A 21,286-nucleotide genomic window follows, 5' to 3' on the forward strand; every position below is an offset into this window, starting at 1 on the left:
TGACGGCGCACCGGTCAGGCCGACGCGGTGCGCGCTCCGGTGTCGTTGAAGCGGCTCGCCGCGGTGTTGTTGAAGCGGCTCGCCGCTGTGTCGTTGAAGCGGCCGACCGCGCGGGTGTGGATGTGCCCGCCGGCCGGGTCGGGCACGACGTCCACGCGGATGCCGTAGGCGCGGGTGAGGTTTTCCGGGGTCAGCACGTCGGCGGGGGAGCCCTCGGCGGTGACCCGGCCGCCTTCGAGCAGCAGCACCCGGTCGGCGACCGCCGCGGCCTGGTCGAGGTCGTGCAGCACCACGCCGACCCCCACGCCGTGCCGGTCGGCGAGGTCGCGGACGACGTCGAGGATCTCGACCTGGTACCGCAAGTCGAGGAAGGTCGTGGGTTCGTCGAGCAGCAGCAGCCCGGTGTCCTGGGCCAGGCAGGCGGCGAGCCACACCCGCTGCGCCTGCCCGCCGGACAGGGCCTGCACGGGCCGGTCGGCGAGGGCGGACAGGCCGGTCAGCTCCATCGCCCGCGCGACGGCAGCGGGGCCGTCGGGGTCGCGGCCGCCCCACCGGGACCGGTGCGGGTGCCTGCCGAACTCGACCAGCTCCCGGACGCACACCCCGCCCGGCGCGGTCCGGTGCTGCGACAACAGGGTGATCCGCTTGGCAACGTCCTTTCCGGACAGAGCGCGCAGGTCGGCTCCGTCGGCGAAGGTGACCGAGCCGGCGACCGGCGGGTGCAGCCGGGCGAGCGCCCGCAGCAGGGTCGACTTCCCGCTCCCGTTCGGGCCGATCAGCGCGGTCACGGTCCCCGCGTCGAGGGAGACGGACGCGGCACGCACGACGACGTCGTGGCCGTAGGCGACGTCGACCTTCCGGGCGTGTACACCGGTATCGGCGAGGTGGGGCAGGGACACACGAGGACAATAAGGTCAGGCTTACCTAACTACAACGTGGCGACCGGCACAATTCGGACCCCTCGCACGGCACCACGGAGCCGGAGCCTGCTGGCCGTCGTCCTCATGGTTGAGCGTCACCGTGCCCGCCGGCACCACCGCCGAGGTGGTGATCCCGGCGCGCGACGCCCGGTCGGTCACCGAGTCGGGCAAGCCCCTCCGGTGGGCCGGCGGCGTTCTGAGCGTCGCGTACGACGCGGGGAAGAAGGCGGCCGTCGTGGTCGTCGGATCCGGGCAGTACCGCTTCCGGGCCCCGGAGTAGCCGGGTTTCCTCAGTGTTCCGCTCGGTGTTCCGCGGCGTGCGGCGGAACACCGAGGAGCCGGCCGAGGTAGAGGTCCCTGGCCACGAGGCTCACCGCCAGGTGGTCGGCGAGCGGGTCGAAGAAGGCGTTGCGGTACTTGGCGTCGGTCACCGTCGCCGCGGCGAAGTACAGGCCGGAGAACGCGGCGATGAACAGGGAGACCTGCAGCAGCTCCTGCGGTACCGGCAGCTGGATGCCGAACAGGGTGCCGCCGGCGGGGTCGCGGCCGATCCACGCCTTGATCACCGCGTGCTGCACCGCGACGATCCCGAACACCACGAAGAAGACGAACACCAGCGTGGCGAGGACGAACGTCTGCAGCACCTGGGTCAGGACCAGGACGAGGACCATGTTCGCCCGTTCCAGCTTCGTGAGCGGCAGCCGTTCGGCGGGGACCTCGTCCGTCAGGAAGGCGGCCAGCGGGGTTTCGCGCAGCTTGTCGAGGCCGACCGGGGCGGTGCGCGACTGGGTCAGCCGGGTGACCTCGTCCTTGAGCATCGCGAGCAGGAAGACCACGGCGACCACGGCCAGCAGCCCGGCGACCAGCCACATCCGCTGCCGCGGCAGGGCGGCGCCGACCTGCCAGATCTCGGTGGTGAAGAACCCGAAGACGGTGAACAGCAGCAGGAGCGGCAGCGCCCGGCTGGTCAGCTCCCCGAGCAGCCGGGCTTGGCGGTACGCGGCCCGCAGCGCCCAGCCGACGATCGAGCCGACCCCGACGAACGCGGCCGCGAACAGCCCGGCCAGGATCGCCAGCTGCGTGATGAGGCCGAGCACCGCCGCGTCGCCGTCGACGACCTGGTCGACCACGGGCACGACGACCACGAACACGGCCGCCATGACCGCCGCGGGCACGGTCCCGCCGCGCTCGACCAGCTTGCGCCGCACCCACCGCGCGGTGAGCCAGGAACCGAGGCCGGGGACGACGACCAGACCCAGCAGCAGCCCGCTGTAGCCCAAGGCGAAGAGGTCGTTCTCCATCAGCCGGTCGAAGTCCGCGTCCGTTTCACCGTCCACTGCGGACAGTACGGCGGTCAGCACCCGCCAGCCCGCGATGAACACGACGGCCGGCGCGATGCGGACGAGGAGGTGGGCGGGCCGGCCCCGCACGACGGCGGGCAGCCCCCGCCGCCGGAACCACTGCTCGACGGCTTCGACGCCGCGTTCGTCCGCCATCTTCGCCTCCCGGTCGGCGCGGTCGCCGCCGGGATGCTAGCGCGGACCCGTGGCCGGCCGGGGAACCGGGCCGACCACGGACCACGACCACGGGGTCCCCGGTCACCGCTGCCGGTTCACCGCGCTGATCTCGTCCTGCACCCGCGTGCGCAACGCCGCCGCGGCACCGGACTGTCCCGCTTGGACGGACATCGCCGCTCCGCGCACCGGACCGGCGACCGGGTACACCCGGTCCTCGCCCGGGAGGGGCACCCCCGGGCAGGTCGTCGCGCGCGGCCGGGAGTTCTTGACGAGGAACACGTTCACCAGACCGTCCACGCACGGGTTGCCCGCCAAGGCGTACTGGCCGTGGAACGGCGAGTCGTCCACCGACACCAGGGGCACGCCGGCCGAGCGGGCTCCCGACGTCGCCTGCTCGTAGCCGGTCTGCGGGTCGAACTCGCCCTGCACGACCAGGATGTTCGCCGCCGCTTCGCCGGGCACGTCCGGGAGTTCCTGCCGCGGCTTGTCGGACCAGAAGCCGCACGTTTCCCCCAGGCCGTACGCCCAGCCGAACAGCGGGTACCGCGGGCCTTGCCGGTCGCTGAGCCGCTTGTACCAGGCCGCCGGGCGGGTGGGCTGGTCACCGCACGCCACGGCGAAGCGGGTGCCGGGCGCCTGCGTGTAGTCCGGGGCGAGCCCGGCGGCCACCACCCGGTCCGTGGTCAGCTCGGCCGCCGGGACGCCGAACGTCGTCCGGGACACCGCGTCGAGGTCACCGGAGAGGGCCGCCGGGTCCGGGGGCGTGGTCCCGTCGAGCGCCTGCGCGCCCAGGAGGAAGATCAGCGCGCCGAGCACCCACCGGAGCGGGCTGCCGTTGCCGACGAAGACGCCGTCGTAGGTGTCGGGGGCGAGGCCGTGCGTGCCGTAGTACGCGCGCACGCGCTCCCACTTCGCCTTGACCTCGGCGGCCGTTCCGCCCAGCTGCGCGGGGAAGTTCCGCGCGAGCCACGGCAGGTAGACGTCGTCGAACTGCCGCTGGTCGATCACGGGGAACGCTTCGAAGTCGGCCTGCAGCCTGCCTTCGAAGTCGACGCTGGAGTCGAGCACGGTCTTGCCGGTGTGCTCCGGGAACAGCGACGCGTACTTGGCGCCGAGCCACGTTCCGTAGGAGTAGCCGAGGTAGTTGAGCTTTTCGTCGCCGAGCAGGGTGCGGATCAGGTCCATGTCGTGCGCGGTCTGCCAGGTGGTGACGAAGGGCGCCAGCGCGTCGCTCTGGCACGCCTCGGCGACGGCACGGGGAACCTGCTGGTGGGCCGCGATGCTCGCGGCGGAGCGGTCGCGGGCGTCGAGCGGTCCGGCCGGCAGCCGGCCGGACGGCACCTGGCACTGGAAGCCCTTGTCGTCGGTGCCCGCGTGGCCGGTGCCGCGCGGATCCATGCCGACGAAGTCGTAGAGCTCGTTCACCGTCGGCTGGAGTGCGGCGAGCGCGCCCGCGAGCGGGGTGCCCTGGCCACCGGGACCGCCGGGGTTGAGCAGGAGGGCGCCGCGCCGCTCACCGGTCGCGGCGACCCGGCTGATCGACACCTCGAGCTCCGGCCCGGCGCCCGGGTCGGCCCAGTCCCGCGGGACCGTGACCCGGGCGCACTGCGCGGGTTTCTCGTCCGCGGCCGGCTTGAACGGGCAGTCGCCCCAGCTCAGCTGCTGCGTGGTGTACGGGGTGAGCGGGTCGGCGGCCGCGGCGGGCACGGAGGCGGCGAAAAGGGCGGCCGTCGCGGCCGCCAGTCCTGTCCGGGAGAGACGCACCGGGATCCTTCCGTCGGCGGGTGGGGTGCGCCCGAGCCTGGCCGGGTGGCGTCCGCCGGTGATCAGCCCGGAGGACGAACTCGCCGCGTCCGCCTCGGCCCGGGGTATGAGAAGCACCCGGCGTGCGCCCGGCGGCCGCGGCGGAGATCATGGGGGCATGACCGGTTCCCGCCCGGGGCTGGGCGTCGTCGGGCGCCGCCTCGTGCAGTTCCTGCTGGACGAACTGCTCGTCTTCGGGCCGATGCTGCTGCTCGCGATCGCGGTGGTCTGGCTGTTCCACCCGCACGGCCCGGCCCTGCTGACGTTCCTGAAGGTCGTCCTCTACACGATGCTGGCGCTGGACCTGGTGGGCCTGTGGTTCGTCCACGCGTGGTGGCCCTACCGGCACGGCGGCCAGACGCCGGCGATGCGGTGGCTGCGCCTGCGGATCGAGACGCTCGAGGGCACGCACCCGTCGTTCGGCGCGTTCTTCGTCCGCGAGCTGCTGATGGTGGTCGACGGCTTCGCGTGGGGGCTGGCCGGGATCGTGGTGATGCTGGTGACCCGGCGGCGGCAGCGGTTCGGCGACGTCGTGGCGCGCACGGTCGTCGTGCGCGTCCCGCGGTCAGCGCACCAGGCCGCTTTCCCAGGCCCAGATGGCGATTTCGGTGCGGTTGCGGGCGCCCAGCTTGCGCTTGGCCGCGCCGATGTGGGTCTTGACCGTGGGCATCGACACCACGAGTGAGCGGCAGATCTCGTCGTTCGTCTCGCCGCGCGCCACGGCCTTCACGACGTCGAGCTCGCGCGGGGTGAGCGGGTTTTCCGGCGGGGTGACGCGCCGGGGGGCGCGGCGCGCGTAGTGCGCCAGCAACCGCGTGGTGATCGCGGGGGAGACCAGCGCCTCACCGTGGGCGGCCGCGTGCACGGCCTCGACGAGCAGGTTCGGCCCGGCGTCCTTGAGCAGGAAACCGCAGGCACCGGCCCGCAGCGCCGCGTGCACGTTCTCGTCGAGCCCGAAGGTCGTCACCATCACGACGTGCAGGGGCTCCGGGACGTCCGGGCCGGCCAGCAGTTCCGTCGCCCGCAGCCCGTCCACGCCGGGCATCCGGATGTCCATCAGCGTCACGTCCGGGCGCAGCCGCCGGGCCAGCCGCACCGCCTGATCGCCGTCCGCGGCTTCGCCGACGACCTCGATGTCCGGCTCGCCGTCGAGGATCAGCCGGAACCCCGCGCGGACCAGCGCCTGGTCGTCGGCGATCAGCACGCGCACCGGCACCCGGTCTCCCCTCGGCTCAGCCCGGCCGGAGCGGCAGCCGCGCGGCCACGCGCCAGCGCCGGCCCTCCGCCGGACCCGCCTGCACGGTACCGCCCACCGCCGCCACCCGCTCCGCCATCCCCAGCAGGCCGTAGCCACCCCGGCGGGCGGGCCGGCCGGCACCGTCGTTGACCACCTCGACCAGCAGCTCGCCGGGCGGCTCGTGGCGCACGAGCACCCGGACGTCGGCGGCTTCGGGCGCGTGCCGGCGGACGTTGGTGAGCGCCTCGGTGAGCAGCCGGTGCGCGGTGGTGACGACTTCCGGCGCGACCGCGAGCCCGGCGAGGCCGGGGCCGACGTCCAGGTGGATGCGGTCGTCGTCGGGGACCGCGCGGTCCACGGCGGTGGCGAGGTCGGCCGGCGGGACGAAGAGGTCTTCGTCGCCGGTCCGCAGCGCCCCGACCAGCCGGCGCATCGCGGACAGGGCCGCCGCGCCCGCGGTTTCCAGCTCGGCGAACGTCGCGGTGTCGCCGCCGGTCCGCTCGGCGACGCGGTGCGCGGCCTGGACGCGCACGACGATGCCGCCGATCTGGTGGGCGACGAGGTCGTGCAGTTCCCGGGCCAGCCGCAGCCGCTCGGTGGTGCGGAGTTCGAGCACCTCCACCCGGTGGCGGACGTCGGCGTCACGCAGGACCAGGCCGCCGGCCAGCGCGCCGCCCCAGGTCACCGCGGCGCCGGCGGCGTAGAGCGCGGACGGCGTTTCGGCGCCGTAGCGCAGGATCGGGGCGAGGGTCGCCGCGCAGCCACCGAGGACCGCCTGCGCGGTGGCCGCCCTCGGGGACAGCCGGTGGCAGCACGCACCGACCATCAGCGCCAGCGCGAGGGCTTCGGCCGAACCGGGCTGCGGCGGCAGCCGGGCGCCCGCCGTGGCGAGCGCGGCGGCGACGGCCGTGCCCAGCAGCGACAACCCGGACACCGCGGCGGCCAGGCCGGCGATGTGGCCGGGGAACCGGCGGCGCAGCACGGCCAGCAGCGCCACGACCGGGCCGACACCGGGCGCGAACTCGATGGCGATGGTGGCGAGCTGACCCTGTCCGGGACCGGCCCGGGCCGCGACGACGGTGTCGAGCACGACCAGTGCCCCGAGGACGACCGCCTCGGCCACGAGCGGGCCACGGCGGCCGGTCCACGGGATCCCCGGGTGGCCGGCGAAGGTCATCTGCCGATGGTGCCGCACCACGCGTCCGCGCGCCCCACGCACCGGGCGGAACTCCTACCCGGGTACGAGACGGCGGTGCGCATCTCGTACCGGCGGCCGATCGCGGCACGGTGGTTCCGCGGAAGACTCGGGCCGATGGACGATCGAAGCGAACAGATCCCGATGCGGGAGGCCGGCTTCACCGGCACGCGGCCCGCCGAAGGCGCGATCGAGGGCCTGCCGGGCTGGTACTTCGTGCTCGTCGGGCTGCTGGTGGCGAGCAACGACCTCAGCCGGCAGTTCAGCGACCGGTACGGCTGGGTCGCGCTGCTGCCGCTGGTGCTCGTGGCGGTGCACCTGACACTGTGGTTCACCCTGTTGTCCCGCCGTCGGCGGTACCTGCGGGCGGTGTGGCGGAGCAAGCAGGCGCTCGCGCTCGTGGCTGTGCTGTTCACGCTGCGGCTGCTGCTGCAGTTCGGACTCGCGAAGCTGACCGGCGAAGCCGCGCCGCTGCACAGCTACGCGCACCTGGTCATCGGGCTGGTGATGCTCGTCGTGACCACCGCCGGGGCGTGGTTCGACCAGTGGCTCGTCCTGCGGGTGGTGAACCGGGACGCGAATCGCGGACGGTGATTTTCCGCCCAACAGCCGCCGATTTCTTCGCGGGGTCCGGAAAGTGGTCAAAAAATCATCGGGCGGGGTGGCCGGGTTTTCGGTTGCCGGCGCCGCGCCAGGCCGGAATCAGGTGGTTCGCCATGGCGAGGACAACGCCGGCCGCCACGCCCGGCCACCGGTCCGGGACCGGTTCGAGCGCGCCGATCGCCGCGCACCCCGCGCTGCCCGCGGCGAGCGTGACCGCTCGGGACACCACCGCCCACGACACCGTCTCCGCGCCGAAACACCCGCACGGCACACCCGGCCGGCGCGTCCGCAGCACCGCCGCGTAGCCGGCAAAAGCGCAGTACAGCGCGGCTTGCGCGGCCACTGGGAGAGCTGCCGCAGCGGGATCCGCGAGCAGGACCGCGAGCACGGCCACGCCCACGAGGACCTCCGCGCCCGTGGTCGCCGCCGCCACGAAAGCCGTCGGCGGCAGCAGGCGGTGGACGCGCAGCACCGCCCGGTGCTCCTGCGGGCGCGCCGCGTGGGTCACGCCGGCCGCGGCCAGCAGAATCGCCCCGAATGCCGTCAGCGCCGTCATTCCCGCGGACCAGATGTGCATGGACCCACTGTAATTCCCCCGGCGGAATTACCGTCCCCGTTCGGAGCAATCGGGGAACCGGTGGAAAACGATCGTGGCCACCGTGGAATCCGTCGGCTAGTCTCACCGGGGGCGATTCTGGGAATCGGAGGTCTCATGGCGACACAACGGCTGCGATTGATGGCGCCGAGCGGGGACCGGGTGACCGTGGGCCTGCCCGCGGCGGCCCCCGTTTCGCACGTGGTGGCCGGCGTCCGGTTCGTCGGCGGCTCGTACGGCACCGGGTTCCAGATCGGGCCGCGCGGCTACCACGATTTCGCGTGCACGCACGTCGCCCCGGCCGAAACCCGTGAGCGCCTGGTCGTGCACGGCCGGGAGGTCGCCGTCGCCGAGGCCCGCGACGGGCAATCGTCCGTGGCCACCCTGTTCGGCGCCTACCACGAGCTGATGACGGTGTACGCGGGCCCGGCGCCCCGCCGCGACCGCGTGCTCGCCCTGTTCGGCTCGCTGCGGATCGAAGACCACGTCGACGGCATGACCGTCGTCCCCCGCGCGGAGACGTTGCTGGATCCGATGAACGAGCACTTCGTGGTCGTGGTGAAGGACCACGGTTCGCTGTCGATCCCCGCCCCGCGCCAGGCCGCGGCGATGATCCCGCGGCACGCGGGCGCGCGCACGCGGCACGGCGAAGTCTGGAAGTCCGGGTACGCGAAGGAGCCCGCGCGCTCGTTCGTCCTCGGCTGCCCGGCGGGCCTGGCCGAGGTCCACCTCGCCACCACGGCGGCGAAGACCGAGCGCGAACGGCTCGACTGGCTCGACGGGATCGACATCGCCTGGGACCGCCGATGACCCCGTCGATCGCGGTCACGCTCCTCACGTGGGCGGCGATCATCCTGCTGTTCTTCGGGCTGGCGGCCGTCCTGCGCGAAGTCCGGCTGCTGCGCGGGATGGTCACCCGGGCCACGGACGGATTCGTGGCCGCGCCGCCCGAGCTGGTGCTGGGCCCGCGGTTCGCCGGGGACGGCGGCCGGATCGTGGCGGCGGTCGATTCGGGCTGCCCGCTGTGCCTGACGGTGGTCGAGCGGCTGGCCGGGCTCGGCGCGGCCGCGACCCTGCTGACCCACGAACCCCTGACGACGTGGGCGGAGCTGGCCCACGGCCTGCCGGTGATCAGCGACGGCGAAGCGTGGCGTTCGGTTTCCCACCTTTCGCCACCGGTGCTGATGTCGCTCGACGGCACCGGCCGCGTCCGCCGGATGCTGCTCCCGGTCCGGGCGGCCGAAGTGGACACGGCACTGGCCGGCTGGGCCGGCCCGGAGGAAGGAGGCGAGCCCCGGTGACGCTGGAGCTGGCGCACATTCCCGACGTCGACCGCCCCGGCCCGGACGCCGGCGCCACCCGCGCGGGACGGAAGCTGAAGGTCCGCGGTACGCGCCGGACGTTCCTGCGCGCGGTGACGCTCGGGGCCTTGACGATCGGCGCGACCGCGCTCGACTGGTCCGGCCTGTCCCGCGTCCGGAAGGCGAACGCCGAGTTCAGCCCGTACGGCATGCCGGGCTTCGACCGCAACGACTGCCGGGACGCCTACCCCACCGGCTACGCCGAACTGACCGACACCAGCGGCACCTACGTCAACACCTACGCCGCGTGCTTCGGCGGGTTCTGGCGGGGGAGCACCTACTGCGAAGCGGGCTGGCACAAGTACGGCACGTGGAACGAGGGCGGCATCCAGGTCGACCACCAGCCGGTGGCCAACACGTGCGGCCAGTTCGTGGGCAAGAACGCGTGGCGGTGGACGACGCCGGACCTGAAGGTCTACCGCTGCTCCGACGGCTTTTCCACCTTCTGGGGCGGCGGGTACACCGGCCAGACGTACCTGACGATCTGCCGCGCCGCCCTGTGACGGAAGGGATCGCCCGGCGGCGGTGGCACCCGCTGACGATCGCCGCCGGGCTCGTGCTCGCCGCGGCCGCCGTGACGATCGCGCTGGTGTTCGCGCCGGGCCGGCTGCTGCCGGGCGCGTGGCTCGTCCTGTGCGCGGCCGCCGGGTTCGCCACCAGCGGCTCCAGTTGAAGCCGGAACTCGGCCTTCGTGCTGAGCTCGCCGGTCTGGCGAGGCACTCCGACACTGGCGTTCTGCGCCGGGCTCGTCTGCGGCGGCGCCCTGACCGCGCTCGTCCTGATCGTGGCGGGTTCCCTGCTGCGCGCCCCGCTTCCGGCGCTGGGGTGCTGGGCCGTGGTGGCCGCGGCGCTGGGTGCGGTGCTGCTCCGCGAAAGGGGCGTGTGGTCGTTCCGGCTGCCGGAAAACCGCCGGCTGGTGCCCGACACGGTGTTCCGCCTCGGCCGCCACCTCGGCCCGCTGCAGTTCGGCTTCGAGATGGGCACGGGGGCGCGCACCTACCTGCCCAGCGGCCTGCCGTACGTCGCCGCGATCGCCGTGGCCCTCACGGCTTCGCTGCCCGCGGCGCTGTGCGCGGGCGCGGGGTTCGGGCTCGGCCGGGCGTTGATGACGACGGCGAACCTGCGCTACGACGGCGAAAACGGCTGGGACGGCGAATGGCGGGCCCACGGCCGGGAGCTCAAGCTCCTGACCGGGGCCGCCTTCGTCGTCCCGCTCGCCGCCGTGGCCGTCACGGTGCTGTCTGGTACGCCCTGATCACCGTTTGCGTGACCGCGTTGCCTTCCGTGTCGCGGGCGGTGATGCGCAGCGACACGAACCCTCCGCCCGGTGGGTTGTGCGCCACCGCGAGACCGCCGTTGCCGAGGCGCACGGCCGGTACGGACGTCCACTTCGCACCGTCGTCAATGGACGTTTCGACGCGCAGGTCCGCCAGCCGGAACTCGCCGGCGCCCGGCTGCCGCTGGGCGGTCAGGGCGAGCACGAACGGCTTCCCGGCCGGGGCCCGGCTCTGGTCGTCGACCGCGCCCTCGGCCCGGACCACCAGCAGCGGCAACGGTTTCGCCGGCGCCGCCACACCCGGGTCGCGGAACGTCCACGCCACGTCCACCGCGGTGCCGACCACCGACCACGGCACGCTGCGCGTGGCCACGGACCGCAGCGTGTAGGTGCCCGCGCCGTCCGGGATCGCCAGCGTCCCGAAGGCGGGGCTCGCCGTGGTGGCGAGCGTGACGCCGTCGCGCGACAGGGTGGCCGTGCCGGTGAGGCCTCCCGGCGGCGAGGTGTACTGCTCCGGGTCGCTGCCCGACACCAGCGGGATCGCGTACGCCAGCTGGTTCCCGGCGCGGACCACCCCCCAGCCGTCCTGGGGTGCGCCGAAAGCGGGCCCGACCGGAGCGCGGTTCCAGCCGGAGTGCTGCGGCCCGGGTCGGTACGTCCGGTACGAGTAGCTGCTTTCCGCGTCGGTCAGCGGGTCCGGGTACACCGCCAGGAGGTGCTGCCAGCTCACCCCGGTCGTGTAGTACTCGGTGCGCCGGCTCGGCAGCGTCTGCGCCGCGACCTGGTACGTCCCGCTGTCGGCGCCCGGGAACCCGAACGTGACGTCGTCGAGACGCAGGCTCTCGGCCGGTTTCCCCTGGGTGTGGTAGCGGGCGTCGACCACCGCGAGGTCCCGGTCGCGCACCCGGAACACGGGATCGGCCGGCACGCGGCCGCGCTCGAGCAGCGCCAGCTGGTAGACGTACCCGTTCGGATCAGCCCCGGGCGGCTTGGCGGCCAGTGTCGCCCGGAAGTACAGCGCGTAGGTGTGGTCGGTGACCTCGCGGTCCGAGCCTGCCGCGTACAGCTCGGTGCCCGGCTGGGCGATCCAGGCGAGCGTGCTGGTGCGGGTCCCGTCCGGATTCCCGGACACCAGGCCCAGTTCGCCGCCCTGCAGCCGCGCGTCGGGCCGATCGACCACCGCGCGCAGTGGTTTGCCCGCGCGGGCGTCCAAGGTGAACGAAACATCGCCGGTCACCGGCTGACCGGGCCGCGACAGCAGGGTCACGGCGGCGGGCCGGGTCTGGCCCGCCGGATCTCCGGACACGTCGAACGCGTTGAGGTCGTAGCGCCCCTTGGGCACCCGCACCACGGCGGTGCCGTCGGCGCCGAACGGCCGGACGCCGAACGCGGCTCCCGTCGCGGTGTCGACGAGCGTGGCGACCCCCGCGGTGAACCGCCCGTCCCGGCCGATCAGCCGCACGGACACGTCGTAGCTCTCGGGCTCGAGGAAGGCGCCGAGCGCGGTCTGCACGGTGATCCCGGGCGCCGTCGCGGTCAGCCTGCCGCCGTGCTGCCCGGCCGCGTCCCCGCCCGCCCGGAGGGTGACGCCGACGTCGGCATCGCCGTGCGCGGGCACGACCACGGACGTCGCCGAGGGCGTGAACAGCGGCTGCGGGTTCGTGGCCAGCGACAGGGTGACGGCCTCGGCTCCGTCGTTGTGGTAGGTCACGGTCTTCGTGACGGGTCGCGTACGCGGCCAGGCGACGAAGCCGTAGCCGAGGCTGCCGGTGGTGGCGGTGACCTGCTGGGTGACCGCGCGCCCGGCGTCCACCCGGCCGGCACCCTGCTCGGCGACGTCGGCGGTGGGTTCGGCGGTGCTCGTCAGCGTGGTCTTGAGCCGGCCGGCGAGCCAGTCGGGGTGCCGCTGGAGCAGCAGGGCCGCCGAACCGGCGACGTGCGGTGCCGCCATCGACGTCCCGGACAGCCGGGCGTAGGCGGCGTCCACCGGCGCGGTGTCGCCGTCGCGCGTGCCCTCGGCCCGGGCCGAGACGATGCCTTCGCCCGGCGCCGCGATGTCGGGCTTGACCGCGTGGTCGCCGAGCCGCGCGCCCCGGTTGGAGAACGGGCTGGTGGTGTCCCGGGCCGACACGCTGCCGACGGCCAGGGCCGCGTCCGCCGCGGCGGGCGCGACGACCGGTCCCGGTTCGGGCAGGTCGAGCGAGCGGTCGTTGCCGGCCGCGGCGACGAACAGGGTGCCGTAGCGGGCGGTCAGCGCGTTCACCGCCTGGGACACCGGGTCCGTGCCGTCGGTCGCGTCGCCGCCCAGGCTCAGGTTGACCACGCGGACCTTCGGCGCGATCCACTCCATGCCGGCGATCACCGCGGATTCCGGGCAGCCGTAGGCGACGCAGACCTTGCCGCTGACCAGCCGGGCGTCCGGCGCCACCCCGCGGTAACGCCCACCGGAGGCGGCGCCGGTCCCGGCGATGATGCCGGCGACGTGCGTGCCGTGCCCGAGGTCGTCGCCCGCGTCCGGCCGGGTCCCGGTGAAGTCCTGCGCTTCGACGACCTTGCCGGCGAGATCGGGGTGATCGGCCCGGACACCGGTGTCGAGCACGCCGACCGTGACGCCGCGGCCCGTGTACCCCGCCTGCCACGCGGCCGGGGCGCCGATCTGCGGCACGCTGACGTCGAGCGCCGGGGCGGCCAGGCCGTCCAGCCACACCTTGCCGACCCCGGACCGCAGCGCGGACCCGGCGGTGAGCCAGCTCCAGAACTCCGTTCCCCGGCGCCGGTCCTGGCGCAGGGCCGTGCCGCGCACGCTCGGCAGGTCCCGGACGGCCGTGGTGGCGGGCGGCGTGGCCGCGGGGGAGCCGTCGGAAGCAGTGATGATCAGGGGGAGACTCCCGGCGGAGTCGGCGAGGTGCTGCCGCAGCAGCTCGGAAACGTCGAACAGCCGGGAATCGAGCCGGCCGGAGTCGACCAGCGCCAGGGCGTCCGACGGCACCACGGTGATGTCGCCGGGCCTCGCGGGGGTGTGCGTTTCGCGGAAGAAACCGATCCGCTCGCGCCCCGGGCCCGGTTCGACCGTGACCGTGTTTTCCCCGCGCGAATTCGACAGCACCCGCACCCGGTCGCCGGTGATCAGCGTGACGGATTGGCCCGAATCGTGCGGCATGCCGGGCGCGGCGGCCGGTTCCGCCGCCGCCGGAACGGGCAGTGACCACCCCGCCACCACCACGGCCGCCAGCGCCAGCTGTCTTCGATGCATGTCAGGACCCTCCGGCTGAGATCGTTTCCCCCGGATTTCGTCTCGGCAAATGCGAGCCGGAAAAATAGCCGCGCGGTCGCCGCGGTCACGTTAACACCGGCCCGGGCCGTCCGGGCAATACGTCATTTCCGTGAACCAACCGCCGATAATTGATCACCACAATACCGACAGTGGCAAAATGTGGGGGAAGCTATTCGGCGCGGCTGCGTCACGGCAGGCGTGGCGGTGCGGTGCTGGCGCGGGCGGCCAGCTCCGGCGCGAGCAGCCGCGTTCCGGGCGCGGTGCCGTCGTCGAGCTGCCCGATGACCGTTTCGACGGCCAGCGCGCCGATCTCCCGCGCCGGGATCGCCACGCAGGTCAGCTCGAGCAGGCTGTGGGCGGTCAGGCTGTCCGGGCAGACCGCGACGAGGGAGACGTCCTCGGGCACCCGCAGCCCCCGCTGGCGCAGCCCCGCCAGCACCGCGGGCAGCGCCGTTTCGTTGTGCACCACGAGACCGGTGACGCCGGGGTGCCGGGCGAAGAGCGCGTCCAGGCCGCGCAGCGTCCGCCGGTGGGTGTTCCCCCAGGCCAGCGTCGTCGAGCGGACACCACGGCGCGCCGCTTCCGCCGTGAAACCCAGCGCGAGCCGTGTCGCGGAGCTGCTGCCGCGCCGGTAGGTCGCGGGCGGCGAGCCGATCAGGGCGACGTGCTCGTGCCCGAGACCGGCGAGGTGGCTCAGGCACAGCGCGCCCGCCGCGGCGAAGTCGAGGTCGAGGCAGCCGAGCCCGCGCGGCCGGTCCGGCACGCCGATCAGCACCGCCGGCCGGCCCAGCCCGAGCAGCACGGGCACGCGCGGATCGGCCGCTTCGACGTCCATCACCACGACGCCGTCGGCGACGGAGGAGGACACCGCGCGGCGCAGCGCGGCGGGGCCCTCTTCGGCGGTCAGCAGGAGCAGGGCGTGATCACGGGCGCCGGCCGCGGCGATCGCGGCGGCCACGAATTCCCGGACGACGACATCGTGGGCGCCGGCGCGCAGCGGGACGACCAGGGCCAGGACGTTCGTCCGGTGACCGGCCGCGAGCCGCGCCCCGGCGGGCCGGTGGTGACCGCGCTTGCGCATGGCGTTCTCGACTGCCCCCCAGAGACGGCGATCCGGCACGATGATCGTCGAACCGCATCGACGACCATCGAACGTAGAACACCCGCCAGGGATGTGCAAGCGGCTCTCAGCTGGTCCGAGGGGGGTTCACCGGGTTCGGTGAAGATCGAACCGTTTCGATCACCCGGCCGTGGACCCCGGCCCGGCCGGCGCGAGAGAAACCGAACGGCCCCTCGCCGCGAACGGCGAGGGGCCGGGCACCGGGAATCAGGCGAGGGCCGCGTCCATGGTGATCGTCGTGCCCGCCAGGGCCTTCGACACCGGGCAGGTCTTCTCCGCCGTCTCCGCGTACTCCGCGAACTGCTCCGCCGTCACGCCCGGGATCGAGGCGCGCAGGGTGATCGCGATGCCGCTGATCTCGAAGCCGCCGCCCTTGGCCGGGCCGAGCGTCACCTCGGCACTCACGTCGATCGAGTCCGCCGTGAGCTGCTGGGACTCCAGCACGCCCGACAGGTTCATCGCCAGGCAGGACGAGTGCGCCGCCGCGATGAGCTCTTCCGGGCTCGTCTGGCCGTCCGGGTCGCCCGCCCGGGTCGGGAACGAGACCGCGAACGTGCCCGCGTTGGACGAGTCCAGCGTGACCTCGCCCTTCCCGCTGTTCAGTCCGCCGACCCAGTGGGTGGTGGCGTCACGGCTGGGCATAAAGCCTCCTCAGTGCTCGGGTGCGTCAGTGCTCGGACGGATACGCGGCGGCCGACGCCGTCAACCGCCGCAGGGTGGTGATCAGTTCCCGCCGCTCCTGCTCGCCGAGGCCCAGCGCGCAGCCGATCGCCGAGGGGACACCGGCGGCGCGCGTGCGCACCGCCCGCCCCTGGTCGGTCAGGCTGATCACGACCGTGCGTTCGTCGGCGGGCAACCGCGTCCGCGTCACCAGGCCGTTGGCCTCGAGCCGCTTCAGCAGCGGGGAAAGCGTGCCGTAGTCCAGGTGCAGCGCCTCGCCGATCTCCTTGACCGGCCGGGCGTCGGACTCCCAGAGCACCAGCAGCACCAGGTACTGCGGGTAGGTGAGGTCCAGCTCGCCGAGCAGGGGACGGTACGCGTCCGTCACCGCGCGCGACGCGGCGTAGAGCGCGAAGCAGGCTTGCTCGTCGAGAAGGAACTCATCCGGCACGTCCACAAACCTAGCCCACGATTACATCGTGCGCAAGGTATCCGGAACTGTCGGACCCCTCTGGCAGAGTGCGGCCCCATGACCGAACGACCCCAGCGCCCGGAGGTTCCGCTCACCGGCGGCGAGCGCGAAATCCTGACCGGGCTGCTCGACTACCACCGCGCCACCGTCGCGTGGAAGTCCGGCGGCCTCACCGAAGACCAAGCCCGCCGGGTGCACCTGCCGAGCGAGCTGACGACCGTCGCCAGCCTGGTCGCCCACCTCACGCTCAACGAGGGGTTCTGGTTCGGCGTCGTCGTCGACGGCGAGGAGGACACCTGGGAGGAGAAGCTCGAGCAGGACCCGGACGCGGAGTTCCGGGTGCCGCCCGGGACGTCGGTGGACCAGCTCCTCGCCGCCTACGAGCAGCGATGCGCCCGCAGCCGCGAGATCGTCGCCGAGCACGGGCTCGACGATCAGGTGACGTACAAGGACGAGACCTTCAACGTCCGCTGGGTCCTCACGCACATGATCGAGGAGACCGCGCGGCACGTCGGCCACCTCGACGTGCTGCGCGAGCTCACCGACGGTCTCACCGGGGAGTGACCTTCTTCGGCGGCAACGGGAAGAAGCCGCTGGTGCGCTCGACGTAGTGCGCGTACGCCGGGCGAGTGCGCGCCATTCCCTTCTCCAGCATGGGTTTGCCCGTCCCGCGGGCCAGGGTGAACGTCATCGCCACGGGGGAGAGGATCGTCGCCGCGCCCGGCCACGTCGAGCACGCCAGCAGGTAGAGGCCCCACCACACGCACGCGTCGCCGAAGTAGTTCGGGTGCCGCGTGTAGCGCCACAACCCGGTGTCCAGCACGCGGCCGCGATGGGCGGGGTCGGCCTTGAACCGGCGCAGCTGGTCGTCGCCGATCGTCTCGAACGCGAAACCGACCAGCCACACCGCGACACCGAGCCAGCCGAGGACGCCGATGCCGGTGCCGTCCACGGCGAACTGCACCGGCAGCGACACGAAGTACAGGACGACGGCCTGGAACAGGTACACGCGCAGGAACATCTTCAGCGGCCCGTGGCCCATCCGCGCGTACCGCGGGTCCTCCGGCAGCCGGTGGTTGCGCAGGTGCAGGTGCACCGAGAGCCGCACACCCCAGACGACCGTCAGGGCGACCACCACGAGCCGCAGCGGCAGCGGGCCGTCGCCGAACGGGAAGGCGGCCACCGCGACGATCGCGAACCCGAGCCCCCAGAACGTGTCGATCGTGTCGTACCGCCCGCGCGCCCGCGCGATCCCGAAGGTCACGGTCACCGCCACGAGCGTGACGACGGCGGTGACGAGCAGCTGCGGCATCGTCACCACTCCCGCGTCGCGGGCATACCGCTCCGGCCGTGCCGGTCGGGCCGCACGGCCAGGATCTGGTCCACGCCCATCCGGTTCTCCTCGAACGCCAGCGCCCCGCCCACCAGGTACAGGCGCCAGACCCGCGCACCCGTCTCGCCGATGAGCGCGACGACGTCGGCCCAGTTCTCCTCCAGGGTGGCGGCCCAGGCCCGGACCGTCCAGACGTAGTGCTCGCGCAGCGCCTGCACGTCCCGCACCTCGAGCCCGGCCGTCTCCAGGTGGCCGATGGTCCGCCCGACCGGGCGCATCGTCATGTCCGGCGCGATGTACCGCTCGATGAACGCCCCGCCGCCGGGGGCCACGTGCCCCCGCGACATCTGCTGGAGCAGCACGCGGCCGCCCGGCTTCACCATGCGGTGCAGCGTCGCCGCGTACGTCGGGTAGTTGACCTCGCCGACGTGCTCGCCCATCTCGATCGACGCCACCGCGTCGAACGGCGCGTCCGGCAGCTCCCGGTAGTCCTGCCGGCGCACCTCGACGCGGTCTTCGAGGTCGTGCTGGGCGAGCCGGCCGCGGATGTGCTGCAGCTGCTCGGCCGAGAGCGTGATGCCGACGGCCTCGACACCGTGGTGCTTGGCCGCGTGGACGAGCAGCGAGCCCCAGCCGCAGCCGACGTCGAGCAGCCGCATGCCCGGCCGGAGCCCCAGCTTGCGGCAGATCAGCTCCAGCTTGTCGTGCTGCGCCTGCGCCAGGCTCGACGAGCCGGAGGTGAAGTAGGCGCACGAGTACGCCATCGACTCGTCCATCAGCAGCTGGTAGAAGGCGTTGCTCAGGTCGTAGTGGTGGGCGATGGCGGAGCGGTCGCGCAGCAGGCTGTGCAGTTTCCCGGACAGCCGCGCCTCTTCGGCGGGCGGCTTCGGCGGCAGCCCGGCGACGCCGAGCCGGGCCGCCAGCTTGACGGCCTCGGCCCACTCGCGCGGGCCCGGCTTGGTCCGGTTGAGCTCACCCGCGCGGGTCAGGGCCCAGATCCGGCGGAAGCCGTCCGCCAGGTCTCCTTCGACGTCGAGGTCGCCGGTGACGTAGGCGCGGGCGAGCCCCAGCTCGCCGGGCGCGTACAGCAGGCGGCGCAGGGCACGGCGGTTGCGGAGCACGACCGTCGGTGCGTTTTCCGGGCCGGTGCGGGTCCCGTCCCAGGTCCGGAGGCCCACGGGGAGGGGGCCGCCGAGGAGTTTCGCGGCGAACGAGGCGAGGCGGTGCGCGGTGGTGTGCGGCATGTCCGGGATTCGCTCTCCCCGCCGCGGTGGATTGGTCGCCCGGTCCGGCAATCCGGGCGGGCCGCGGTCCCGAAGGACCGGTGTGGAGATCACGGGAGAACGCATCGGCGTCATCGGCAGCGGGGTGGCCGGGCTGACCGCGGCATACCTGCTGCAACGCAAGTACGAAGTTCTGCTGTTCGAGGCCGACGACCGCCTGGGCGGGCACGCGCACACGCACGACGTGCCCAGCACCCACGGTGGCACCGTCGGCGTGGACTCCGGCTTCATCGTCCACAACGAGCGCACCTACCCGAACCTGCTGAAGCTGTTCGGCGAGCTGGGGGTGGCCACGCGCGACACCGAGATGTCGATGAGCATCCGCTGCGACGGCTGCGGCCTGCAGTACGCCGGCGCCAAGGGCGTGCGCGGCCTGTTCGCCCAGCGCGCCAACGCCGTCCGCGGCCGGTACCTGCGGATGCTGACCGAGGTGAAGCGGTTCCACCGGCACGCGAAGGGGCTCCTGGCGGCGACGGACGCCGGCGACGTCACGCTCGGCGCGTTCCTCGCCATCGGCGGCTACACCCGCTACTTCGTCGACCACTTCATGCTGCCGCTGGTGTCCACGGTGTGGTCGGCCGACCGCGCCGACACCCTGCGGTACCCCGCGCGGTACCTGTTCGAGTTCCTCCGCAACCACGGCATGCTCTCGGTGCAGGACTCGCCGGCCTGGCGGACCGTCGTGGGCGGCTCCCGCGAATACGTCGAGCTCGCCGCGAAGCAGCTGACGGCGGTGCACCTGTCGACGCCGGTGCGGTCGGTGCTGCGGACCGCCGGCGGCGTCGAGATCCGCGACGACGCCGACACGCCGCACCGCGTCGACAAGGTCGTCGTCGCCACGCACGCCGACCAGGCCCTGTCCCTGCTCGCCAACCCGACCGCCGCCGAGCGCGAGGTGCTCGGCGCGTTCCGCTACTCCGAGAACGAGGCCTGGCTGCACACCGACACGAGCGTGCTGCCCTCGCGGCCCGGTGCCCGGGCCGGCTGGAACTACCGCGCGCCCGCCTGCGGCGCGCCCACCGGCGCGGTCCAGGTCAGCTACGACATGAACCGCCTGATGCGCCTCGACGAGCCGACCGGCTACGTCGTCACGCTCAACCCCGGCGACGGCCCCGGCCGGGAGCACGTCGTCGCGCGGATGCGGTACGAGCACCCGGTCTACACGCCGGAATCCGTTGCCGCGCAACGACGGCTGGCCGGGCTCAACGACGGCGTGCTGGCGTACGCGGGCGCCTACCACGGCTGGGGCTTCCACGAGGACGGCTGCGCTTCGGGCGCCCGCGCCGCGGAAAGCCTGGGGGTGGCGTGGTGACGAACGCGCTCTACGACGCCACGGTCGCGCACGTGCGGCGGATCGACCCGCCGCACGCGTTCACCCACCGCGTGTACCTGTGGCGGGTGGACCTGGGCGACCTGCCGCGGCTGCCGTGGTGGCTGCGGCCGCTCGCGCGGTTCGACCGCCGGGACCACTTCGCGGCCGCGGATCCGCGCGGGATCCGGGAGAAGCTGGACGCCTGGCTCGCCGAGCGCGGGGTCGACCTGCGCGGCGGCCGGGTCGTGATGCTGGCCGCCGCCCGCGTGCTCGGGTACGCGTTCAACCCGATCAGCGTCTACTGGTGCCACGATCCGGACGGCGGGCTGCGGTGCGTCGTCGCCGAGGTGCACAACACCTACGGCGGCCGCCACGCCTACCTGCTGCACCCGGACGAGGCCGGCCGCGCCCGCGCGGCCAAGGAGTTCTACGTCTCGCCGTTCCAGGAGATGGACGGCGAGTACCGGATGCGCCTGCCGCGCCCGGAGGCGCTGCTCGACCTCACCGTGGCGTTGCGCCGCGGGACGGCCACGCCGCTGGTCGCTACGCTGCGGGGAGTTCGCCGCCCGGTGAACCCGCGGTGGCTGGCCCGGCTCGTGCTGGCCCGGCCGCTGCTCCCGCAGCGGGTGTCCGTGCTGATCCGCCGCCACGGCGTCGCCCTGTGGCTGCGGAAGGCCGCGGTCGTGCCGCGCACCCCGCAGAACGCCGGAGGACAGCATGGATGAGCCGGCCCGCCCGCGCCGGATGGCGCCCGTGCCCTCGGAAGTCCCGGCCGGCCCGACGGCGGAAGAACTCATGGTGCGCGTCGCCAAGGGCGACGAGCGGGCCTTCGAGCTGCTTTACGACCAGTTCGCGGGGCCGATCTACGGGCTCGTCCGCCGGATCGTGCGCGACGCGGCCCAGTCCGAAGAGGTCGCCCAGGAAGTCCTCGTCGAGCTGTGGCGCACCGCGACGCGGTACGCGCCGGCCAAGGGGTCGGCGCTGAACTGGGCGATGACGCTGGCGCACCGCCGCGCGGTCGACCGCGTCCGCTCGGCGCGCGCGAGCACCGAGCGCGAGCAGAAGGCGACCTTCGAAGCCGCCCGCGGCCGCCCGTTCGACGAGGTCGCGGAGTCCGTCACCGCGCGGCTCGAACGCTCCCAGGTGCGCCGGTGCCTGTCCTTCCTGACCGAACTGCAGCGCGAGTCCGTGCTGCTCGCCTACTACCAGGGCTATACGTATCGCGAGGTGGCCGAAGTGCTGTCGACGCCGCAAGGCACCGTCAAGACGCGGCTGCGGGACGGGTTGATCCGCCTGCGGGACTGCCTGGGGGTGACCGCTTGAGC

At 73.6% G+C, this 21,286-nt stretch carries 24 protein-coding genes; 12 read left to right on the forward strand and 12 right to left on the reverse strand.

Going from position 1 to position 21,286, the window contains the following annotated elements; genetic code table 11:
- Window positions 1-14: 14 nt before the first annotated feature.
- The gene (locus ACFVYA_RS09025; protein ID WP_387044060.1) at window positions 15-893 is read right to left on the reverse strand and encodes an ABC transporter ATP-binding protein; all 879 of its coding nucleotides are present in this window, start codon (window positions 891-893) and stop codon (window positions 15-17) included.
- Window positions 894-1,008: 115 nt separating this feature from the next.
- Here ACFVYA_RS09025 and ACFVYA_RS09030 point away from each other — a divergent pair, with 115 nt between their 5' ends.
- Window positions 1,009-1,200 carry a hypothetical protein gene (locus tag ACFVYA_RS09030; protein WP_387043899.1) on the forward strand — a complete coding sequence of 64 codons (192 nt, stop codon included), beginning with the start codon at window positions 1,009-1,011 and terminating at the stop codon, window positions 1,198-1,200.
- Window positions 1,201-1,210: 10 nt separating this feature from the next.
- Here ACFVYA_RS09030 and ACFVYA_RS09035 read toward each other — a convergent pair whose 3' ends face one another.
- Together ACFVYA_RS09035 and ACFVYA_RS09040 are read right to left on the reverse strand one after the other, a co-directional pair.
- Window positions 1,211-2,416 carry a hypothetical protein gene (locus tag ACFVYA_RS09035; protein ID WP_387043900.1) on the reverse strand — a complete coding sequence of 402 codons (1,206 nt, stop codon included), beginning with the start codon at window positions 2,414-2,416 and terminating at the stop codon, window positions 1,211-1,213.
- A 102-nt stretch (window positions 2,417-2,518) separates the two neighbouring features.
- On the reverse strand, window positions 2,519-4,201 hold the full coding sequence (locus ACFVYA_RS09040) for an alpha/beta fold hydrolase (protein ID WP_387043902.1): 1,683 nt from the start codon (window positions 4,199-4,201) through the stop codon (window positions 2,519-2,521).
- 157 nt (window positions 4,202-4,358) lie between these two features.
- On the opposite strand from ACFVYA_RS09040, the gene ACFVYA_RS09045 reads away from it, so the two are divergent.
- Window positions 4,359-4,925, forward strand: coding sequence for an RDD family protein (locus ACFVYA_RS09045; protein WP_387043904.1), 567 nt, complete (start codon window positions 4,359-4,361; stop codon window positions 4,923-4,925).
- Here the strand turns inward: ACFVYA_RS09045 and ACFVYA_RS09050 are convergent.
- On the reverse strand, window positions 4,806-5,456 hold the full coding sequence (locus ACFVYA_RS09050) for a response regulator transcription factor (RefSeq protein ID WP_285990187.1): 651 nt from the start codon (window positions 5,454-5,456) through the stop codon (window positions 4,806-4,808). The two genes, ACFVYA_RS09045 and ACFVYA_RS09050, sit on opposite strands and share 120 nt — an antisense overlap.
- Window positions 5,457-5,472: 16 nt before the next feature.
- Window positions 5,473-6,654: a sensor histidine kinase gene (locus tag ACFVYA_RS09055; protein ID WP_387043907.1), complete on the reverse strand. Its 1,182-nt coding sequence runs from the start codon at window positions 6,652-6,654 to the stop codon at window positions 5,473-5,475.
- Window positions 6,655-6,789: 135 nt separating this feature from the next.
- On the opposite strand from ACFVYA_RS09055, the gene ACFVYA_RS09060 reads away from it, so the two are divergent.
- The gene (locus ACFVYA_RS09060) at window positions 6,790-7,266 is read left to right on the forward strand and encodes a hypothetical protein (protein WP_387043909.1); all 477 of its coding nucleotides are present in this window, start codon (window positions 6,790-6,792) and stop codon (window positions 7,264-7,266) included.
- Window positions 7,267-7,321: 55 nt separating this feature from the next.
- Here ACFVYA_RS09060 and ACFVYA_RS09065 read toward each other — a convergent pair whose 3' ends face one another.
- Window positions 7,322-7,852 carry a MauE/DoxX family redox-associated membrane protein gene (locus tag ACFVYA_RS09065; RefSeq protein WP_387043911.1) on the reverse strand — a complete coding sequence of 177 codons (531 nt, stop codon included), beginning with the start codon at window positions 7,850-7,852 and terminating at the stop codon, window positions 7,322-7,324.
- Window positions 7,853-7,987: 135 nt separating this feature from the next.
- Between ACFVYA_RS09065 and ACFVYA_RS09070 the strand changes: the two genes are divergently transcribed.
- The 5 genes from ACFVYA_RS09070 to ACFVYA_RS09090 are packed head-to-tail and all read left to right on the forward strand — an operon-like array spanning window position 7,988 to window position 10,486.
- Complete coding sequence (locus ACFVYA_RS09070) at window positions 7,988-8,680, forward strand: hypothetical protein (RefSeq protein WP_387043913.1); 693 nt, start codon at window positions 7,988-7,990, stop codon at window positions 8,678-8,680.
- Window positions 8,677-9,171, forward strand: a complete 495-nt coding sequence (locus tag ACFVYA_RS09075) for a hypothetical protein (RefSeq protein ID WP_387043915.1) — start codon at window positions 8,677-8,679, stop codon at window positions 9,169-9,171. Before ACFVYA_RS09070 ends, ACFVYA_RS09075 begins: the two co-directional genes overlap by 4 nt.
- A complete protein-coding gene (locus ACFVYA_RS09080) occupies window positions 9,168-9,734 on the forward strand; it encodes a hypothetical protein (protein ID WP_387043917.1) in 567 nt (188 codons plus the stop codon). The genes ACFVYA_RS09075 and ACFVYA_RS09080 overlap by 4 nt, the downstream gene beginning before the upstream one ends.
- A complete protein-coding gene (locus ACFVYA_RS09085; protein WP_014466898.1) occupies window positions 9,731-9,904 on the forward strand; it encodes a hypothetical protein in 174 nt (57 codons plus the stop codon). The genes ACFVYA_RS09080 and ACFVYA_RS09085 overlap by 4 nt, the downstream gene beginning before the upstream one ends.
- Before the next feature lie 18 nt (window positions 9,905-9,922).
- Entirely contained in the window at window positions 9,923-10,486 is a 564-nt protein-coding gene (locus ACFVYA_RS09090) for a hypothetical protein (RefSeq protein WP_387043919.1), read from the forward strand.
- Here ACFVYA_RS09090 and ACFVYA_RS09095 read toward each other — a convergent pair.
- From ACFVYA_RS09095 to ACFVYA_RS09110, 4 genes are all read right to left on the reverse strand, one after another.
- Window positions 10,461-13,760 carry a S8 family serine peptidase gene (locus ACFVYA_RS09095; RefSeq protein ID WP_387043921.1) on the reverse strand — a complete coding sequence of 1,100 codons (3,300 nt, stop codon included), beginning with the start codon at window positions 13,758-13,760 and terminating at the stop codon, window positions 10,461-10,463. The genes ACFVYA_RS09090 and ACFVYA_RS09095 overlap by 26 nt on opposite strands.
- Before the next feature lie 208 nt (window positions 13,761-13,968).
- Complete coding sequence (locus ACFVYA_RS09100) at window positions 13,969-14,862, reverse strand: LacI family DNA-binding transcriptional regulator (RefSeq protein ID WP_387043923.1); 894 nt, start codon at window positions 14,860-14,862, stop codon at window positions 13,969-13,971.
- Window positions 14,863-15,108: 246 nt separating this feature from the next.
- Complete coding sequence (locus tag ACFVYA_RS09105; protein ID WP_387043925.1) at window positions 15,109-15,543, reverse strand: OsmC family peroxiredoxin; 435 nt, start codon at window positions 15,541-15,543, stop codon at window positions 15,109-15,111.
- 25 nt (window positions 15,544-15,568) lie between these two features.
- Window positions 15,569-16,012: a MarR family winged helix-turn-helix transcriptional regulator gene (locus tag ACFVYA_RS09110; RefSeq protein ID WP_285990199.1), complete on the reverse strand. Its 444-nt coding sequence runs from the start codon at window positions 16,010-16,012 to the stop codon at window positions 15,569-15,571.
- 78 nt (window positions 16,013-16,090) lie between these two features.
- Between ACFVYA_RS09110 and ACFVYA_RS09115 the strand changes: the two genes are divergently transcribed.
- On the forward strand, window positions 16,091-16,597 hold the full coding sequence (locus ACFVYA_RS09115) for a DinB family protein (protein WP_387043927.1): 507 nt from the start codon (window positions 16,091-16,093) through the stop codon (window positions 16,595-16,597).
- Here ACFVYA_RS09115 and ACFVYA_RS09120 read toward each other — a convergent pair.
- Together ACFVYA_RS09120 and ACFVYA_RS09125 are read right to left on the reverse strand one after the other, a co-directional pair.
- Window positions 16,584-17,345 (reverse strand): DUF1295 domain-containing protein, encoded by a 762-nt coding sequence (locus ACFVYA_RS09120; protein ID WP_387043929.1) that lies wholly within the window; start codon window positions 17,343-17,345, stop codon window positions 16,584-16,586. The genes ACFVYA_RS09115 and ACFVYA_RS09120 overlap by 14 nt on opposite strands.
- Window positions 17,346-17,347: 2 nt before the next feature.
- On the reverse strand, window positions 17,348-18,610 hold the full coding sequence (locus ACFVYA_RS09125; RefSeq protein ID WP_387043931.1) for a class I SAM-dependent methyltransferase: 1,263 nt from the start codon (window positions 18,608-18,610) through the stop codon (window positions 17,348-17,350).
- 82 nt (window positions 18,611-18,692) lie between these two features.
- On the opposite strand from ACFVYA_RS09125, the gene ACFVYA_RS09130 reads away from it, so the two are divergent.
- Genes ACFVYA_RS09130 through sigK form a run of 3 tightly spaced genes read left to right on the forward strand, consistent with a single transcriptional unit; the run spans window position 18,693 to window position 21,284 of the window.
- Window positions 18,693-19,961, forward strand: a complete 1,269-nt coding sequence (locus ACFVYA_RS09130) for an NAD(P)/FAD-dependent oxidoreductase (protein ID WP_387043933.1) — start codon at window positions 18,693-18,695, stop codon at window positions 19,959-19,961.
- Complete coding sequence (locus tag ACFVYA_RS09135; RefSeq protein ID WP_387043935.1) at window positions 19,955-20,686, forward strand: DUF1365 domain-containing protein; 732 nt, start codon at window positions 19,955-19,957, stop codon at window positions 20,684-20,686. The genes ACFVYA_RS09130 and ACFVYA_RS09135 overlap by 7 nt, the downstream gene beginning before the upstream one ends.
- Window positions 20,679-21,284, forward strand: a complete 606-nt coding sequence (sigK, locus tag ACFVYA_RS09140) for an ECF RNA polymerase sigma factor SigK (protein WP_387043937.1) — start codon at window positions 20,679-20,681, stop codon at window positions 21,282-21,284. Before ACFVYA_RS09135 ends, sigK begins: the two co-directional genes overlap by 8 nt.
- Window positions 21,285-21,286: the final 2 nt, after the last annotated feature.

The sequence above is a fragment of the Amycolatopsis sp. NPDC058278 genome (genome assembly GCF_042881395.1).
Taxonomy (GTDB): domain Bacteria; phylum Actinomycetota; class Actinomycetes; order Mycobacteriales; family Pseudonocardiaceae; genus Amycolatopsis.

Coding starts and splice junctions, on each gene's coding strand:
- ACFVYA_RS09105 (WP_387043925.1), bottom strand. CDS start 15,543: ATGCCCAGCCGTGACGCCACCACCCACTGGGTCGGCGGACTGAACAGC.
- ACFVYA_RS09055 (WP_387043907.1), bottom strand. CDS start 6,654: ATGACCTTCGCCGGCCACCCGGGGATCCCGTGGACCGGCCGCCGTGGC.
- ACFVYA_RS09115 (WP_387043927.1), top strand. CDS start 16,091: ATGACCGAACGACCCCAGCGCCCGGAGGTTCCGCTCACCGGCGGCGAG.
- ACFVYA_RS09095 (WP_387043921.1), bottom strand. CDS start 13,760: ATGCATCGAAGACAGCTGGCGCTGGCGGCCGTGGTGGTGGCGGGGTGG.
- ACFVYA_RS09065 (WP_387043911.1), bottom strand. CDS start 7,852: ATGCACATCTGGTCCGCGGGAATGACGGCGCTGACGGCATTCGGGGCG.
- ACFVYA_RS09125 (WP_387043931.1), bottom strand. CDS start 18,610: ATGCCGCACACCACCGCGCACCGCCTCGCCTCGTTCGCCGCGAAACTC.
- ACFVYA_RS09100 (WP_387043923.1), bottom strand. CDS start 14,862: ATGCGCAAGCGCGGTCACCACCGGCCCGCCGGGGCGCGGCTCGCGGCC.
- ACFVYA_RS09060 (WP_387043909.1), top strand. CDS start 6,790: ATGGACGATCGAAGCGAACAGATCCCGATGCGGGAGGCCGGCTTCACC.
- ACFVYA_RS09035 (WP_387043900.1), bottom strand. CDS start 2,416: ATGGCGGACGAACGCGGCGTCGAAGCCGTCGAGCAGTGGTTCCGGCGG.
- ACFVYA_RS09045 (WP_387043904.1), top strand. CDS start 4,359: ATGACCGGTTCCCGCCCGGGGCTGGGCGTCGTCGGGCGCCGCCTCGTG.
- ACFVYA_RS09070 (WP_387043913.1), top strand. CDS start 7,988: ATGGCGACACAACGGCTGCGATTGATGGCGCCGAGCGGGGACCGGGTG.
- ACFVYA_RS09075 (WP_387043915.1), top strand. CDS start 8,677: ATGACCCCGTCGATCGCGGTCACGCTCCTCACGTGGGCGGCGATCATC.
- sigK (WP_387043937.1), top strand. CDS start 20,679: ATGGATGAGCCGGCCCGCCCGCGCCGGATGGCGCCCGTGCCCTCGGAA.
- ACFVYA_RS09120 (WP_387043929.1), bottom strand. CDS start 17,345: ATGCCGCAGCTGCTCGTCACCGCCGTCGTCACGCTCGTGGCGGTGACC.